The sequence below is a fragment of the Arcicella lustrica genome, from assembly GCF_034930985.1.
GTDB classification, from domain to species: Bacteria; Bacteroidota; Bacteroidia; order Cytophagales; family Spirosomataceae; genus Arcicella; species Arcicella lustrica.
Genome location: NZ_JAYGIM010000004.1, coordinates 228,385 through 245,598 on the forward strand (window position 1 = coordinate 228,385; position 17,214 = coordinate 245,598).

15 protein-coding genes are annotated in these 17,214 nt (G+C 35.1%); 5 read left to right on the forward strand and 10 right to left on the reverse strand.

Annotated features, from left to right (window positions below; all coding sequences use genetic code 11):
- Positions 1 to 154 precede the first annotated feature (154 nt).
- Positions 155 to 1,894 (reverse strand): sensor histidine kinase, encoded by a 1,740-nt coding sequence (locus VB798_RS06495; protein WP_323257164.1) that lies wholly within the window; start codon positions 1,892 to 1,894, stop codon positions 155 to 157.
- Between the two features lie 39 nt (positions 1,895 to 1,933).
- Here VB798_RS06495 and VB798_RS06500 point away from each other — a divergent pair, with 39 nt between their 5' ends.
- A complete protein-coding gene (locus tag VB798_RS06500; protein ID WP_323257166.1) occupies positions 1,934 to 2,575 on the forward strand; it encodes a response regulator in 642 nt (213 codons plus the stop codon).
- Between the two features lie 145 nt (positions 2,576 to 2,720).
- On the opposite strand, the gene VB798_RS06505 is transcribed toward VB798_RS06500, so the two are convergent.
- Both VB798_RS06505 and VB798_RS06510 read right to left on the reverse strand, forming a co-directional pair.
- On the reverse strand, positions 2,721 to 3,653 hold the full coding sequence (locus tag VB798_RS06505) for a metallophosphoesterase family protein (protein WP_323257168.1): 933 nt from the start codon (positions 3,651 to 3,653) through the stop codon (positions 2,721 to 2,723).
- Positions 3,654 to 3,902: 249 nt separating this feature from the next.
- The gene (locus VB798_RS06510) at positions 3,903 to 4,844 is read right to left on the reverse strand and encodes an ATP-grasp domain-containing protein (RefSeq protein WP_323257170.1); all 942 of its coding nucleotides are present in this window, start codon (positions 4,842 to 4,844) and stop codon (positions 3,903 to 3,905) included.
- 358 nt (positions 4,845 to 5,202) lie between these two features.
- Here VB798_RS06510 and VB798_RS06515 point away from each other — a divergent pair, with 358 nt between their 5' ends.
- The 3 genes from VB798_RS06515 to VB798_RS06525 all read left to right on the forward strand — a co-directional run bounded on the left by VB798_RS06515 (position 5,203) and on the right by VB798_RS06525 (position 7,962).
- Complete coding sequence (locus VB798_RS06515) at positions 5,203 to 5,889, forward strand: response regulator transcription factor (protein ID WP_323257171.1); 687 nt, start codon at positions 5,203 to 5,205, stop codon at positions 5,887 to 5,889.
- Positions 5,890 to 5,952: 63 nt separating this feature from the next.
- Positions 5,953 to 6,786 carry a UDP-2,3-diacylglucosamine diphosphatase gene (locus VB798_RS06520; RefSeq protein WP_323257173.1) on the forward strand — a complete coding sequence of 278 codons (834 nt, stop codon included), beginning with the start codon at positions 5,953 to 5,955 and terminating at the stop codon, positions 6,784 to 6,786.
- Between the two features lie 12 nt (positions 6,787 to 6,798).
- Positions 6,799 to 7,962: a glycosyltransferase family protein gene (locus VB798_RS06525; protein ID WP_323257175.1), complete on the forward strand. Its 1,164-nt coding sequence runs from the start codon at positions 6,799 to 6,801 to the stop codon at positions 7,960 to 7,962.
- Here the strand turns inward: VB798_RS06525 and VB798_RS06530 are convergent.
- Together VB798_RS06530 and VB798_RS06535 are read right to left on the reverse strand one after the other, a co-directional pair.
- Positions 7,917 to 8,381 (reverse strand): type II toxin-antitoxin system VapC family toxin, encoded by a 465-nt coding sequence (locus tag VB798_RS06530; RefSeq protein ID WP_323257177.1) that lies wholly within the window; start codon positions 8,379 to 8,381, stop codon positions 7,917 to 7,919. The two genes, VB798_RS06525 and VB798_RS06530, sit on opposite strands and share 46 nt — an antisense overlap.
- A 9-nt stretch (positions 8,382 to 8,390) precedes the next feature.
- Positions 8,391 to 8,681 (reverse strand): hypothetical protein, encoded by a 291-nt coding sequence (locus VB798_RS06535; RefSeq protein WP_323257179.1) that lies wholly within the window; start codon positions 8,679 to 8,681, stop codon positions 8,391 to 8,393.
- A gap of 151 nt (positions 8,682 to 8,832) precedes the next feature.
- Here VB798_RS06535 and VB798_RS06540 point away from each other — a divergent pair, with 151 nt between their 5' ends.
- Positions 8,833 to 9,369: a C40 family peptidase gene (locus VB798_RS06540; RefSeq protein WP_323257181.1), complete on the forward strand. Its 537-nt coding sequence runs from the start codon at positions 8,833 to 8,835 to the stop codon at positions 9,367 to 9,369.
- Between the two features lie 41 nt (positions 9,370 to 9,410).
- Here VB798_RS06540 and VB798_RS06545 read toward each other — a convergent pair whose 3' ends face one another.
- The 5 genes from VB798_RS06545 to VB798_RS06565 form a co-directional block, all read right to left on the reverse strand.
- Positions 9,411 to 9,737: a hypothetical protein gene (locus tag VB798_RS06545; protein WP_323257183.1), complete on the reverse strand. Its 327-nt coding sequence runs from the start codon at positions 9,735 to 9,737 to the stop codon at positions 9,411 to 9,413.
- The gene (locus VB798_RS06550) at positions 9,734 to 10,609 is read right to left on the reverse strand and encodes a pirin family protein (protein WP_323257185.1); all 876 of its coding nucleotides are present in this window, start codon (positions 10,607 to 10,609) and stop codon (positions 9,734 to 9,736) included. Before VB798_RS06550 ends, VB798_RS06545 begins: the two co-directional genes overlap by 4 nt.
- A 455-nt stretch (positions 10,610 to 11,064) precedes the next feature.
- The gene (locus VB798_RS06555; protein WP_323257187.1) at positions 11,065 to 12,255 is read right to left on the reverse strand and encodes a PQQ-dependent sugar dehydrogenase; all 1,191 of its coding nucleotides are present in this window, start codon (positions 12,253 to 12,255) and stop codon (positions 11,065 to 11,067) included.
- Between the two features lie 136 nt (positions 12,256 to 12,391).
- Positions 12,392 to 15,199, reverse strand: coding sequence for a glycoside hydrolase family 2 protein (locus VB798_RS06560; protein ID WP_323257189.1), 2,808 nt, complete (start codon positions 15,197 to 15,199; stop codon positions 12,392 to 12,394).
- 231 nt (positions 15,200 to 15,430) lie between these two features.
- Positions 15,431 to 17,176, reverse strand: coding sequence for a glycoside hydrolase family 9 protein (locus VB798_RS06565; protein ID WP_323257191.1), 1,746 nt, complete (start codon positions 17,174 to 17,176; stop codon positions 15,431 to 15,433).
- Positions 17,177 to 17,214 lie beyond the last annotated feature (38 nt).

A 17,214-nucleotide genomic window follows, 5' to 3' on the forward strand; every position in this document is an offset into this window, starting at 1 on the left:
ATGGGGAAACAGAGGACGATGAATTTCAAATATTCTTTAATATATTCCCTAACACGGATTTCCAATCCGTAATAAAAATAAATATATAACATAAAAAACACGAGTTGGAAACTCGTGCTACTTTGTGTAATGATGATAAAACTTAAAACAGACATCAAACAAAAGGAATTGAAATCGTTACAGAAGTTCCAGCCGTAGGTTCTGAATGTAAAGTAATAATGCCATGCAAATAATTTACTCTTGAACGAATATTATTCCATCCATTATTCTCTGGTTGTACATTGTTATCGTCGAAACCTTTTCCGTCGTCTTCAACGGTAATGGTCAGGGTTCTCTCTTCTTGATAAACAAGCTGAATCAGGATTTCAGAAGCATCAGCATGTTTGAGGGCATTCGTCATCAATTCTTGAATAATCCTAAAAATCATTAAGCTACTTTCAGGCGAAATATCGAATTCTTTCCCAAAATGTTGAAAGATAATATTCGGCGAAGTACTGTTTTGTTTTAAAATCAAATCATCAATCGAACGAATTAAACCAAATTGGGTCAGTGCATTTGGTTGTAAATTACTTGAAATAATACGTACTTCTGCACAGGCATCATCTATCATTTCCGCAATTTGGTCTTTAGAAGTATTGATATTTTCTGTCTGGAATTTAATTCTGGATAATAAAGTCCCTAAGCCATCATGAAGTTCTTGCGAAATACGCAGTCTTTCTATTTCTTGTCCGTTAATCAAAGCACGAAGTGTTTCGATTTGAATATTTTTCTTTACTTTCTCGGCATCCAAACGATTAAACCTTTGTCGGCTAAAATAGGCGTAAGTCAGCACGCCAATCAATAGAATCGCCAAAATAATTAAGACAATATACATTTGTTGGCGAATCAAAAGTTTGTCTAATTCTATGTCGGCGAGTTTCTTTTCTAAAGCAATTTTAGAAACCACCATGCGCTGTTTTTCCAGTAAATTATATTCGCTAAAAGCACGAACATCGCTTTCCATTTTAGAAAAATAGATTTCTTCAGTGGTTTTTCTGGCTTTATTCATAAAGTCATAAGCCTTCTGAAAATTCTTTTGTTTGAAGTAATAGTTTTGTGTTTCATAATACACTTCCTTTTGTAATTGTAACAAAATGCTATTGCTTTCAACAATTTTTTGACTTTCCAATAAGGCCTGCAACCTTTCTTCTTGATTATCAAGAGCATCTAAGCATTTAGATTTTATATACAGTGAAAGAGCCTCCAACCAGTCAATTTGTAATTTTTTACCTATTCTATAACTTATTTCGGCATGCTTCAATGACTCGTCGTAGTTTGCAATACGATAATAATAATCTGAATAAGAAGAATGAAGCCTTCCTTCGTAAGCCTCATCTTTTACTTTTTTGTTAAGCATTTCAACCCTATCGAGAATTTCTTTTACGTTTTTAAAATTATTCTCATGAATATCAATATTGGCTAAATTCACTAAATGCCCAATTTCACTAATTGGTTGATTTTTTACTCTGAAATAATCAACAGCACTTGTAATGTATTCTTTTGCATATTCTTTGATAAAAGGTCTATCCATAAAGTAAGAACCCAAAGCACCTCGAATATTGTAAAAATTAGCGGAATCTTTCATTATTAAAAAACACTCCATACTTTTACGGAGGTTCGTCAGCGGAGAATAATTGAGTCCGTACTGTTTCTCTTCACTTTTGGCATAACTCCAATAAGTATAGGCTAGCCCAAGCGTATCTTTTTTGTTTTGATATTTTTGTAGCAGTTGGTCTAATTGAGTTTTAGTATAGTTTTTACTTAAACTAGGGTACTCATCTTGGGAAATTGCAATAGAAACCTTGAGAAGCAAAAATAATATTGTTATTTTAGGAGATAAAAGAAGGTTCTTCATATTAGTATAAATATACATTTGCCAAATATTAATCACGTAATGATACGCATTTTATTAGTTGATGACCATAAAATTTTCACGGAGGGAGTAGCTTCATTGTTATCGCCTATTTCAGATTTTGAAGTAGTTGGTGAATGCAAAACGGCTGAACAAGTTAAGATTTTTTTAGCAGCAAATAGCATTGATGTTATGCTGCTAGACATCAACCTTGGCGAAGACAGTGGTTTGGATGTCTGTAAGTATATTTCAGACAATTATCCAACTGTAAAAGTATTGGCGATGTCGATGTATAATGATGAAAGCTTTATCACGAAAATGATTAAAAATGGTTCTTCAGGCTATATTTTGAAAAATACTGGTACGGAAGAATTACAAAAAGCCATTAGAACGGTTTATGAAGGCAATACTTATCAAAGTGAAGAAGTGATGAACATCATCATGAGGGGATTGACACGACAAAAACAACAAGAAAAAAGCCTTTATCAGATTCGTTTTACAAGAAGAGAAAGAGAAATACTTGACCTTATCGGAAAAGGTTTAACGACGAAAGAAATTGCCACAACGCTTTTCATCAGCGACAAAACCGTAGAAACACACAGAAGTAATTTATTAGCAAAATTTGAAGTAAAAAACGTAGCAGGACTCATCAAACTTGCTATTGAATATGGATATTTGAAGTAGTTAGTGAATGAGTGAGTTGTGAATTGTGAGTTAGTGAATAGGTAAATCACTAATTCTTATTTAGAGTTTATATTACTACTTACTTCAAAAATAATCATTAATTAACTAACTCCATAACTCACAATTCACTAACTCACAACTACAACTAATAGCTCACATAATTATTAGTAAACGAACCGTCGTCGTATAAATCAATTACTGCATAGCCCGCTTCGGTATGCTGGTATTTTCCAAACCACCATCTGCCAGAAACAGCTCCGTTACAACAATACGAAACACCATTATAATCCACACGGTCACTTAAATGTATATGTCCTGAAACAGCAAGTTTTACATTTTTATGGTCATGAAAAAGTTCTGCTAATTGTTTAGAATCAGTGTGCATCCAACTTCCAGGTACTTCCCAACGCCCATCTTTTTCTTTCATGTTGTTTCCATCAAAAAAAACACAAGCTGCCAAAATAGGAATATGCGAGATAACCATCGTTGGTTTATTGGCTGGTAAAATTTTAAGATCTTTTTTCAGCCAGTCAAATTGCTCTTCATCAACATTGGCCGTGTACCAAGAACCATCTTTCTTTTTCTGAACACTATCCAACATCACAAAATGCCAATCTTTATTATCAAAGCTATAATAACGCTTATCCATGCCCATTTCGTCCATTGCCCATTTTTTGCCATCTTCAAAGCTACTTTGGCTATCGCCTTCGCAACAAATATCATGGTTACCAACACTGTGGAAAACAGGCAAAGAGTTTTCAGCTTTCAGTACATCATTGAATAAATTCCACTGTTTTTTTACATTCCCTTTCCTGTGTTTATGGGCATCCATCACACAATCTCCAGAATTGATAATCAAATCAGGTTTTACAACATCTTGAATATGATGCAAACACTTAGCAAAACCTTTTGAAGAATTTACCAAAGGAATGGCTTCCTCAATGTGTACATCTGTAATATGAGCTACTCTTAAAACTCTTTTCGGAGTGTTTGTTTGCTCTTTTGCTTTTACAAAATTCGGAATGGATAAACCGCCAGCTACAAGCCCCATCTGGCGAAGTAAATCACGTCTTTGCATCTAATTTCAGTTTGGTTTCGCAAAGATTACCTTTTAAGATAAGCTATTGGTTGTCTGACAATTAAGCCTTTGTAAACTTTATTGATGGATTGTAAAGAAATTGTAAATTAGCGGTGAGCTATTAGCTGCGAGCCTTGAGCAATGAGCTTTGAGATTTTATAGCTGCAAACCTTTTAAAAGGGAGTATTAAAGCTGATAACTCAAAACTCACTTCTCAAAGCTCATTGCTCAAGGCTCAAAGCTTATTGCTCAAATCTCATAACTTACAGCTCGTAGCTCATAGCTAAACGCTGATTTAGTAACTAATAAAATTCTACGGAAAAGTTCTTTTAAATCAATGCCTTCGTTCAAGGCAATACTTGGTAAAAAACTACGTGCATCTAAATTGGGCATTGTATTAATATCCAATACATAGATTTCCCCATTATGAATACGAATATCTGTTCTAGACATTCCCCTTATTTTCATGGTTTTGTGTAAAGTCAAAACCTTTTGCATAATTTCCTGACGAATACTTTCTTCAATTGCTGGATTCAATATTTTTTCAGTTACTCCATAGGCTTGTCCTGCAATATATACTTCTCTGTTATCATCAGGACGAATCTCTAAAGGTGATAAAGCCATATAATCTGTTCCGTCTTCATTCGGAATTACACCAACTGTAAATTCACGACCAGTAATATAAGGTTGAATGATGTAATCTTCCTTCTCCATTAAAGCCTGATAAGGTATTTCAGAAGCATCAAAAACCAACATATTCAAATGCAAACTTCCCATGCGATGTTTTACGATATAACGTTCGTACTCTAAAAAAGCGACATCACTAAGCTCAATAATAGGAGGCGTTTTTACTTGTATTTCTTCACAGATTTGTGGAAGATTCATTTTGTCTTTCGCTAAGATTTGTACTTCGTAAGTACTTGCGGTGTGATTGATAGCATGGCTATCCAACCAACGAGCAATATCCGCCTGACCGACTTCTCCGAATCCATAACACACATTAAAAACTACATCGAATTGCTTTAAGAAATCGGCAAATTCTGTCGTAAAACCCACAAAATGTGTTACATAAGGATAGTAGTCATCTGGTGTAGCTTTCAAAAAAGTAGCAATGGTACTTCCGAAAATATTTTCTTTCCACGGTGTGAAAGTGGAATCTGAATATAGGAATATGAGTTTTTGAGCTGACATGATTTCATCGTTAATATTAGAAATCGAAAATAATAGACATTACAATGTCCAATGATTATCAGATAATTATGGATGTGTTAATTTTTTATACAAACAGCATCTTTTACAAAAACGTAAAGTGTTGTTAATGATATGGTTACATTAGAAAACTATTTTTGAGACGTAAATTAAAACAAATTATCTCATGCAAAAAGTAGGACGTTATCTAGGCGTTTTTCAACGCAATTTTACTTGGTTTATGACTTCAATGTTTGTTTCATAATAAACATAAAGAAAGCATAATTCAAGCTTAACACTGAGATAATCTTAGGGCAGTAAGTTTGGTTAAAATTTATCAAACTTTTTAAGATTATAAAAAATGATTGACCTATCTCTGAAAATCTTATTGGTTGACGACGACCCAGATATTCTAGAATTACTTGAATACAACCTACAGAAAGAAGGTTTTCAAATCCGTACCGCCGAAAATGGCCTTCTAGGGATTCAAGTAGCTCAAGATTTCTTACCAGACATGATTCTGATGGACATTATGATGCCCGTTATGGATGGTATTGAAGCTGGCAGAATCATCAAACAATCTAAAGAATTGAAGAATTCTTATCTGATATTCTTGACCGCCAGAACAGAAGAGTATTCGGAAGTTGCCGCTTTTGATATTGGTGCAAACGATTATATCATCAAACCTGTAAAGCCTAGGGCTTTAATTAGCAGAATCAAAGCAGTTTTCCAACGCAACATTGCCGAAACTTTAGAAGAAGAAAAAGTGGTTTTGGAGGATTTAATCATTAACCGCCAAAATTATTCTATTGCTGTAAAAGAATCTTCATGGACTTTACCAAAAAAAGAATTCGACTTGTTGATGTTCTTTGTGAGTAATCCAAATAAGGTTTATACCCGAGACGAAATCCTTTCAAGTGTTTGGGGAAAAGGCATACACGTCACAGAACGCACTGTTGATGTACACATCCGTAAAATTCGTGAAAAAATCGGAGAAGACTATATCCGCACTATTAAAGGAGTAGGTTATTTATTTTCAAGAAACTAATCCTTAACAATCCTTTAATATTCTGGCAATCATCTGATTAAAGTAAAATAACAACTTTGGATTATGAAAACGCCAAAGCAATATAAAACCGTCATCATTTCTGATGTTCACCTAGGCTCAGAAGGTTCAAAAGCTAAAGAAGTAACAGCTTTCTTGAAGAGTATTTCCTGCGAAACCTTAATTATGAATGGCGATATTATTGATGGTTGGCAATTGAAAAAGGGTGGTTCTTGGAAGAAAAAACATACTGCTTTTTTCAGGGCTGTCTTGAAAATGATTGAAAATCATAATACCAAAGTAATTTATTTGAGAGGAAATCATGATGATTTTTTAGACCAAATCATTCCCTTTCAATTAGGAAAATACTTTATCGTTCAGCGTGATTATATTTTACAATCTGGTTCAAAAAGCTTCTTTATTACTCATGGAGACATTTTTGATTCGGTGACTTCACAAATGAAATGGCTCGCCTACCTCGGCGATATTGGTTATAATTTCCTTTTATCCATCAACAAACTATATAACCAATATCGTAAGTGGCGAGGTTTTTCTTATTACTCTTTTTCTCAGAAAATTAAACAAAGAGTAAAGGAAGCGGTAAACTATGTTTCGGATTTTGAAGAAAAACTCATCGAATTAGCCAAAGCAAATCATTGCGAAGGCATTATTTGTGGGCATATCCACAAACCAGACATTCGTTTGATTCAAGACATTACTTATATGAATTCTGGCGATTGGGTAGAATCATTAACGGCTTTGGTTGAAGACTACCAAGGCAATTGGGATTTACTTTATTTACTCCAAAACACACTGGATTTAGAAGAAGAATTAACAGATGAAGTAATAGATACGGAGGCAATGAAAACTGCCAAAGGAATTTTTATGAGTATCTCTTAACATACAACCAATATGAGCAAGTATTTATTCGTCGTGCAAGGAGAAGGTCGTGGACATTTAACACAGGCTATTTCTCTTTTTGAAATCCTGACTGCCGCAGGGCATGAAGTGGTTTCTGTAATGGTTGGCATGGAAGATAATCGTAATTTACCGACTTTCTTTACGGATAAAATCAACGCTCCGATTAATACTTTTGCAGCGCCAAGTTTAGTTTATGGACAAACCAAAGCGGTGAAAGTTTGGGATACTATCAAAACACATTTGCTAAAACTCAGTAAGTACCGCAAAAGCGTACAATATTTAGCGGAAGAAGTAAATACGCATCGCCCAGATGTTATCGTGAATTTTTACGATATTATTTGTGGATTATATGCACAATTTCATCGTCCGAATATTCCAGTTGTTTGTGTGGGACATCAATATTTGTTACTTCACAATCAGTTTGTTTCATTACCTGACAAAAAAATAGATCGTTTTTTATTAAATCTCAATACCCATCTTACCTCTCTAAATTCAACAAAAAAACTAGCATTATCTTTTGTGGAAATGCCCGAAGATAATGCTAGCCACATTGTGGTTACTCCTCCGCTTTTGCGTGAAGAAGTAAAAGCGTTAAAACCTACGATTAAACCTTATTTTCTAGCCTATATTACCCATCATAAATTGGCGGAAGATATTATCAATTGGCATGCTGAACACAGAAATGTGGAAGTACATTGTTTTTGGAATAATCGTGAGTTTGCAAATGAATGGCAATGCCATGAAAATCTTACTTTTCATCAAGTAAATGCCGACAAGTTTTTGAACATGATGCAAAATTGCGCTGGATTAGTTTGTACTGCAGGTTTTGAATCTGTTTGCGAAGCTATGTATTTGGGCAAACCTATTATGATGGTTCCTGTGCCAAATCATATTGAACAACAAATTAATGCTTTAGATGGCGAACGTGCTGGTGCTGGTATTGCTGATACTACCTTTAATTTCTCACGTTTTATTGAATATCTTCCTCAGCACAAAAGTATTAGTGAGACTTTTCAAGCTTGGCAAACACAAACAGCAAGTATCTTTTTACATACTTTAGAAGAAGTAACCAAGAAAGAAATTGAAATTTATACTTTCAGAAGAACAACTCAATTAGCAAGATATTTCCGTAGGTCTTTGGGTTCTAGTTTGTAGAGTTTGAGGAAGTAATTATTGAGATGATCAAAGTCAGCATCTGTAGTGACTAGGGTTAAATTTAACAAAGAGGCTGTAGCAGCAATCCAAAGGTCATTTTTACCCATATTTCTGGATGTTTTATGAGGGAATTCCTGAAAACTTGGATGATTTCTTTGACTGAATGCGTCGATTTCTACATAAGTTGATAATAGCATATCACTTATATCAATAATCCGAACAGCATTAAAAAAACTTTCCATTCGGCTAGTTTTTAGTTTCCCCCAATTATTTTGGTATGCTATGGATTGAGTTTCAGCAATATTAACAAACGAAACATAAATTAACTGTTCATCTGGATTTATTTCTTTCAGTAACTTTATTCCTTCATCATTACGAGTAATGTGTAGGATTATATTGGTGTCAAGGAGTAGATTCATAATTAAACTTTATTTTCTTAACATTTTTAAGGCTTTTAGAAATTCTTCTTCTGTAAGCGGTTCGCCTTTTATGTCATACAATTTCTTGTAATTATAACCCGTCAACTTGCCAAAAGCAGTAGTTCCTCCAGCCGCTATGATTTCTTCTGCGGAATAAGTTTTTACTTTCTTGAAAAGATATGGCTTATTAGTTGAGTCAACTTTCATGATTTCTAAAGGATGATATGCTGTAAATATAACAAAAAAATCAATCGCTTCTATTCCCATCTTTACTCTTTTGAAAGCTAAAGCTGTCAGCATTTTCAAGATGAATTATCAATTTTGATATACTATAATCTTAAAAAATCAGTTAAAAGCTTATCGACAATTGGATAAAATAAAGACAAACGTTTTCGTTTTTGAACTTTTTTAACTAATTTAGAAACTGAACTCAGACATTATACCCAATATTATGCTGAAAAAAGCTTTATTTACCATATTTTGTGTTGGAATTCGTATTGCCTCTTTTGGTCAATTTGCTCCTTCCGATTCGACTCACAACAAGTCTAATCAATTCACTTTCGGTACAGTAAATAATCTCCTCGACTTCGCTAATGACCACCTTCATCTGAGGTATCGCTCTGGTGGAACTACTAAAAAAGGTTTTGATTGCTCTGGTTTTGTCCGCTATTGTTTTAAAAATTTTGGAATGATTTTACCCCACGGTAGTGCTGCACAAAGTTTATTGGGTTACTCTGTTTCCAGAATTGAAGCCCAGCCTAGTGATTTGATTTTCTTTAAAGGGCATAATGCCAAAGGGAAGAGAGTCGGTCACGTCGGAATTGTTACCGAAGTAACCGACAAATATATTAAGTTTATTCACTCAGCTTGGAACGGTGGTGTTCGCTACGATTATTTAGATGCCGCTTATTACCAGAAAAGATTTATGGGTATTAAACGTGTAATGAATCCTGCTGATGCTAAGAATATTAAGATTGAAAAGGATTAGTAAAATTGTGAATTGTGATTGAGTGAATTAGTGATTTTGTCTCACTTCTCAATGCTTGTTGCTTTTAGCTTATCTATAACCTGCATAATTTCGCAGTATAACAAACCACTTCCTCCACCATAATGCTGAACAATTGGTAAATTAGGGTTGATACTTTGAAAGTATTCCCTCAATTTATTTTCAGATTCTTCTTCTATTCCACTTCCCAACAACACCATATCATACGTTTTTTCCTTGCATAACCTGCACGATTCTTCATCTGTTAAAGCACCTGTAGCTTGCCAATCTTCATTTTTGTTGATTAATCTCAAAACTGTTTCGTGAATATCAACATTTCTTCCTATTACTAATATTTCGAACTTTCTCATAACGACATCGGTACTTCCATTAATAAGATTTCTGCATCTTGACTATTCGCTTTTATTTGCAAATGCTCAATATCCCAAACACCAAAACCATCTCTTTGAGCAACCGTAAAACCTTCAATATCAAAACTTCCATTCAATACAAAAGCATAAACGCCGTTTCCTTTTTTCTTGATTTGATATGTTTTGGCAAAACCTTCATCAAATTTTCCTAAATGAAACCAAGCATCTTGATGAACCCAAACTCCTGCATCATCTGGATTGGGTGATAAAATTTGTTGAAGATTATTATGTCTGTCGTTTACGTCTAACGTAATTTGGTCGTAGCGAGGCGTAACATTCTTTCTGTTTGGGAAAACCCAAATTTGTAGAAACTTCACCAAATCATCTTTACTTTGATTATATTCTGAATGGTAAATGCCCGTACCTGCACTCATTACTTGGATATCTCCCTTTTTAATGACTGCCACATTTCCCATGCTGTCTTTATGTTCTAAATTCCCTTCTAAAGGAATAGAGATAATTTCCATATTATCATGCGGATGCGTTCCAAAACCCTTTCCTGCATCCACACGGTCGTCATTCAAAACCCTCAATACACCAAAGTGCATACGTTCAGGATTATAATAATTGGCAAAACTAAAAGTATGGTTACTATCCAACCAACCATGATTGGCATGTCCACGAGAATCAGCTTTATGAAAAACAGAATTTTCTAAAATCTTAGAAGGCGTATTGGGAATATGATTAAATCCAATAATATCAAGTTCTTTCAATTCGTCAATATCGTTTTTAATAACATTTCCTAGAGCAGCAGAAGCTGCAAAAATACCTGTTCCTGTAATTCCTTTTTGTATGAAAGTCTTTCTGTCCATCGTCTTGTTTGTTTTCTTGTCTCAAAATTACTGCGACGATACTCCCAAAACATTGAACTAGGACAAGATTATACTTTCTCCTTAAAAATTTATTGACACAGTTTAGTGAACAGACTCGCTTACATCGCTTGTTTCCTAAATCACAAAGCAACATTTCTAAACTACATCGCTTGTTTCCTAAATCACAAAGTAAGTTTTCTAAACTACATAGCTCGTTTTCTAAGTCACAAAGCTAGATTTCTAAATTACATCGCTTGTTTTCTAAATCACAAAGCAAGTTTTCTAAACTACATAGCTCGTTTCCTAAATCACAAAGCAAGTTTTCTAAATCACATCGCTCGTTTTCTAAGTTACGAAGCTAGAATTCTGTATTGTACTCTTTCAAATCCTAACTTTCTAAAAAAAAACAGGTCTTAGGATAGCCCAAGACCTGAAATACCAAAAATATCATCAAACTACTTACCAGCCACCAACTGATACAAAGCTCCTTTATCGCTTCCTAAAAGTACTGTTAGTAAATATACTTCCCCCGCTTGGTCTTCGCCAAAGCTGTAGATATGCCAGTTGCCAGCATCTTGCGAGATTGAAAGTTTTTCTCTGTCCCACAGCTCTTTTTTATTATTGGTCAATGCCCAAACTGGCCCCGTCCAATCGGCAAAAATATATTTACCAGCTATGGCAGGAATTTGTTTTCCTCTATACACAAAACCGCCTGTGATACTCAAACCATCTGAATGTGGATACTCTGAGATAGGATTAATCCAGTTTTTAGGGTCAGGGTCATTCGGGAATTTTTCGTGTAAACCTTCTCTGATTCTCCAGCCATAATTGCCGCCTTTTGTGATAAGGTTTACTTCTTCATAATTATCTTGACCCACATCTCCTGCAAATAATTCCCCCGTTTTTTTATCAAAACTGATTCTCCAAGGATTTCTAAAACCATAAGCATAAATCTCTGGACGAACTTCTGATTTTCCAACAAATGGATTATCCGAAGGAATGCTATAAGGCAATTGTTTTACATCTACTCTAAGGATTTTCCCTAAGAAATTACTGAGATTTTGAGCATTACCAGCTACTCCGTGTTTATCGTTTTGACCTCCGCCATCGCCAACGGCAATGTATAAAAATCCATCTGGACCAAATTTCAAATCTCCTCCGTTATGGTTCGATTGTGGTTCATCAAATTCCAAGACTGTTTTAGCCGTACTTTCATCAACAGTATTCTTATTTTTAGCAGAAACGGTGTATTCTCGCACTACAGTTTTATGGTCTAATCCTCTGGCAGGCACAGCAACGGGCATACTGCAATACACGTACAATTTGCCATTTTTAGCAAAATCTGGATGAAAAGCCAAGCCCAACAATCCACGTTCTTCGTAGCCTTTTTTCTTAACTACTTCATCGCTAATGTCTAAAAACAAGCTTGGCAATACTTTACCTTTTTGGATAATTTTAATTTTTCCTTCTTGCTCGCAAACAAATAATCTTCCAGATTTATCATTAGGTTCAGCAAAAGCCGTTGGATGCGAAAGGGCATCCGTAATTAATTTTTTATCAACTTTTAAAGTCGAAATCGTTTCCTGACTATAGCCAGTACAGCTAAAAATTAAGCTGCAAAAAAGAATATTAATGAGTTTTTTCATGTCTATTTTTTAATTGTGAATTGTGAGTTAGAGAGTTGTGAAGTATCTGAGAATTTATGTCATTGTTTAAAATACGTAATCCTATTCACAATTCACAACTCTCTAACTCAAAACTCACTCACTCTCAACTCTCTAACTAGTTTTCAATGGCTTTATTTTTGAAATCAAATAACAATTTACCTTTTATTGGCGTATAATTCAGCATCATATTTTTCTGACTTTGTGGGCCGTATAGATTTGCTGGATTAAATTTTGCACCAATCGGACTGATGGCATTCAAGAAACCAATGTTTCCAGTCGGGAATGGCGGACTGGTATTATCGTTCGTCGCACCTTTAGGCTTTTGTGGTTGAAGCATTTGCAAGAACATATTTTCGTCTTCTGCATATACCGTAAACGCACTTTCTTTGGTTTCAATCACTACCCATTTCAAATCTGAATGGTAACCTTTGAATTCTGGATATTGAAAATCTTCGCCCGTGATGGCATCATTATAATCTTTATGCCAAACGCCGTATTGCAAACCTTTCATGCGGTTTTTCCATACTCTGTAAGGACCACGTCCCAGCCATTTCATGCCCGTAATCTCTTTTTCTGGATAATTGAAAGTAATTCCCATAAAATCTGCATCGCCTTTTTGTGAATATTGATACGACATTTCAACAGGCTGATTTGTCACAAATTTCCACCAAACATTAAAATATCCGCCATCACCACCATAACTAACAGATACTTCATAGCCATTTGTGGTAGCATAATGTTTAAAGGATTTTAAGGAAAGATTAACGCCCGCCAAACTTGGACCATTCGATAAGGAAATATCCGATTTTGAATTATTTACTTTGGTTAAACAACCTGTGTTTTTATCAAAAATATAAGTAACATTATCGGCTTTAATCGTCAGGAAATTACTTTCTTCGTTGGCTTCAACTTTTGTATTAACACCTTTTGAAACAATTACTTTCGTAGTACTTTCTTCTTTTTCAGGAATCACCCAAGACCAAGTAAAAAGCTCTTTTCCATTTGGGTCAATTGCTTTTAAATAAAGTGCTTCACTATCTGTCCAATTGTTGGGTAAATTCAATTTTAAATAACCCGTTTCGCCAGCAGGAATGGAAGTAAAACTTGGTTTACCAGTTTGGTTAATAATTGTTGCTAAAGATTTATCGCTTGGTTTTGGGAAAGAAACCAATTGCCATTCAAAAGTACATTGATTTAAATCGGTGAAAGAATAATGATTTTCTACAGGCAATTTTCCATCAAAAGTACGTGGCAAGTATTTTTTAGTGATTCTTACTGGCGACCAGATTTCTTTTATCGCATAAAAACTGGCTTCTTTTTCACGATGAGGTCCTAAAATTCCATCAGGAGCATTGTTACCAAAACCATCCAAAATACCATTTTTATCCGTTCTCACTACGGCTTCATCCACAAACGACCATAAAAAACCACCAGAACAATGCGGATGGTTGAGCATCAAATCCCAAAAATCTTCTAAGCCTGCCCCGTGTCCACCATCATACAAACCGTGCATAAATTCGGTTGGCATCATGATGTCTTTATCGTACAAAACAGCATTCGCCAAATAATTATAAGTAATATAATGCTTGGAATCAAAGCCATTGAAACGCTCCCAAGGGTGAAACACAGGACGTTTTTGTGGGTCGTACAACTCAAAATCTTTGTCTAAATCTCTGTTCCAACCGCCTTCGTTACCATTGTCCCAAAACAAAATAGCAGGATGATTTACATCTCGAATCACTACTTCTTTCACTAATTTTCTACCCGGAATGGTATCGTACTTATTTTGCCAGCCCGTTAGCTCGTCCATTACATACAAACCCAAAGAGTCACAAACATCCAAAAAGTGAATATCAGGCGGATAATGCGACATCCTTACGGCATTCATATTCATTTCTTGCATCAATTTCACATCTTTGATGCTTAATTCTTTACTGGTAGTTCTGCCTGTTTCAGGATTAAAAGAATGGCGGTTTGAACCTCGAAGCATTACTTTTACCCCATTCACATAAATACCATCTCGCTTTCTGACTTCAATACTTCTGAAACCAAAACGTTGGGTACGGCTGTGAATAATTCCTTTTTCATCTTTCAGTGAAATCTTTGCTTGATACAAATTAGGCGTTTCAGCATTCCACAATTTTACTTGTTGAAAAGCTTGTTTCAAGACAGTTTTTGTTTCTGAAGGATTGATTTTTGAAGAGAATAAAGTACCCACATTTTGCCCTGATAAAGTTTGTACTTGTACGTCAATACTTTGATTGACATTGGTTTTTGAAGTAAAAACATCTACAGAAAAATTACCATCAGCTTTTGCATCAATCGCCAAACGTTCGATAAAACTTTGCGGAACAACTTCTAAATAAACTGGTCGATAAATTCCACCAAAAGCCCAAAAATCACCGTGACGTTCAGCAACATCAATAGATTTATTGGCTGAGGCTTTATTTACTTTTACTTCTAATAGATTTTTACCTGTTTTCAATAAAGACGTAACTTCATATTGAAACTGATAAAAACCTCCTTGATGCACATCTCCAGCTAATTTTCCATTGATTTTCACTTCGGTATCCGTCATCGAACCTTCAAAAACGATGAATACTCTTTGGCTTTTCCATGTTTTCGGAACATCAAAAGTATGTTTGTACAATCCTTGTTCGTCGGCTTTGGTTTCTTCTTTTCGGTTTTCTGTACCATAACTGTACTTACCAAAGCCTTGTAATTCCCAGTTAGAAGGCACTGCGATTTTTGTCCATTTGCCACTGTTCATTCCTTTGTTACAAAAGAAATCCCATTGAACGGTGTGGTCTTTGTCAGTTCCTGAAAGATAAATTTTCTGACTTTCTTGAGCGAAAACATTGATTGAGAGTAAAAGCAGAATGGCCCAGAAAGCATAAATCGTTTTGTTTTTTTTCATATTCATTCACAATAAGGTTTAATTTACGCTCTTATAAAATATTCGGTAAAATATTTCTGCATGAAATTCCAAAAAACAAAGCAATATCCTGTATGTATTTACTTGCTAAAGGGCTGATTTATTCTTGATTCACAATTGTTTGAGGAGAAATCAAAGGATTCGGAGCGTCGGGGAATGGAAAGTATTGTTTCTGTAGCAAAGCTTTTTAAGATAAGCTGTGCTACAGAAATGTTAATGTTACTTCTTAAGGAGTGCTTCAATCGCTGAAGCTAAATACGCCATTGGAGCATTCCAATTGATGGCAATCTCATTGGTTGAGTACGAACATTCCGCATCTAAATAACATTCATCGGCTACTTTGGTGGTATAGCCTTCACATTTATCTTGTTGCCCAGCGTTTGTTCCACCCGATAAAAAACCGGGTAAAGGCTCGACAATTCCGTCAGCAATTGCCAAACGATGATGCAAGTGCATAGGAGTTTTTGAACCAAAAGCGGTTAAAAAAGAATATCCTGTACCGTTTCTTCCTAAAATATAATCAAGGTTTGTTAAAGCTAAATCTAAGTACTTTTTATCTTTTGTGAGTTGATAAACCTGAATCATGGCAATGCCTTGGTTGGCGGCAACTGCCGTACTTCCCCATACAAAATCTTTAGCAGTTTTGCCCATCACAGTTTGAAATGAACGTTTTTCAATACCATTTGAAAGCGTATCTGCAAAAGCTATTAAATTACTTTTCAAGGTCGGAAAATCTTCTTTCGCCTTTCCAGTTAATTGATTATGAAATCTTGCTAAAGAGTAATAACCCAACAAACGAACTTGATTCCAAGAAGGTACAGACATTTTATTGACTGGCAAGAAATCAATGCTTTGATAATACTTTTCGTCTTTAGTAGTAATGTATAATTCGGAAGCAGCCCAAATAAATTCATCCGTTACATTATTGTCGCCATAAGCACCAGTAGTAATTTTCGGTAAAAACTGTTCGTTCAGTTTATTCTGCTCGTATTTCAGGGTTGGGTTTTTACTTGCCCATTCCCAAGCACGAATAGATGCTGCCAAACAAGAATCTGCCAAAGTAGGAAATTCTTTAGGAAATTGTCTGAAAATACGAGCGGCTTGTGCCATTACTGCGGCAAAATCTAATGTTGCGGCAGTACTTTTCTGAACAACATATCGAGTTTTCTTGGCGTGGTTTGGCATCAACATACCATCAAAATTGGCATTTGTCAATTTATGATAAACACCACCGTCGCTATCTTGCATGGTCAACATCCATTGCAAATTCCATAGAGCTTCATCCAATACATCAGGAACAGCATTATTACTTTCTGGAATATTCAGGTCTTGATGCTGAAAATAGTCTGGAAAATCTTCATACATTGAGAAAAGCGTTCCCATCGTTATGCCAGAATTTACGATATACTTGTTGTAATCTCCCGCATCGTACCAACCTTTTGGCGATGAAATAACCTTTCCTGCGGGTCTTTTATCGGAAACTGCCGAAGCGTGAATCAATACTTTAGTATCAGGATGAGCGAATGGTCTTGCCCATTTTCCAGCATACTTTTCAGGAATTTTCGTAGATGCTCTTTGGAAATAAAAGGCTTTCAGGGAAGCTTTCGCTACATCATGGTGCACTTCATCTTTAATCTCAAATGGATAAGAAATACCCAACGTCGGTATTTCAATTACATATTTTCCGTCTTTTTGCAAGCTTGAAAAATCAGCAATTTGTGTTCTTTTTCCTGAGAACTCCGACTGACGCTCATTACTTAATTTTCCTGTTAAAACAGTATTTTTCAAATCAGCAGTTTTGACCATAAAAGTCTCTGCATTAGCATTAACAATTACAGCCACTTTGGGCGAATTTGGATAAAAACCTACTTGATTGAGGCGAATGTTTTCAGATAATTGTTGCGAATAAACTGAACCAAACGGAATCGCTATTAAGGATAAAATGGATAATAGTTTAATATTCATTGGATAATTTTATAAATGGTTTGTTGTGATTCAAATCG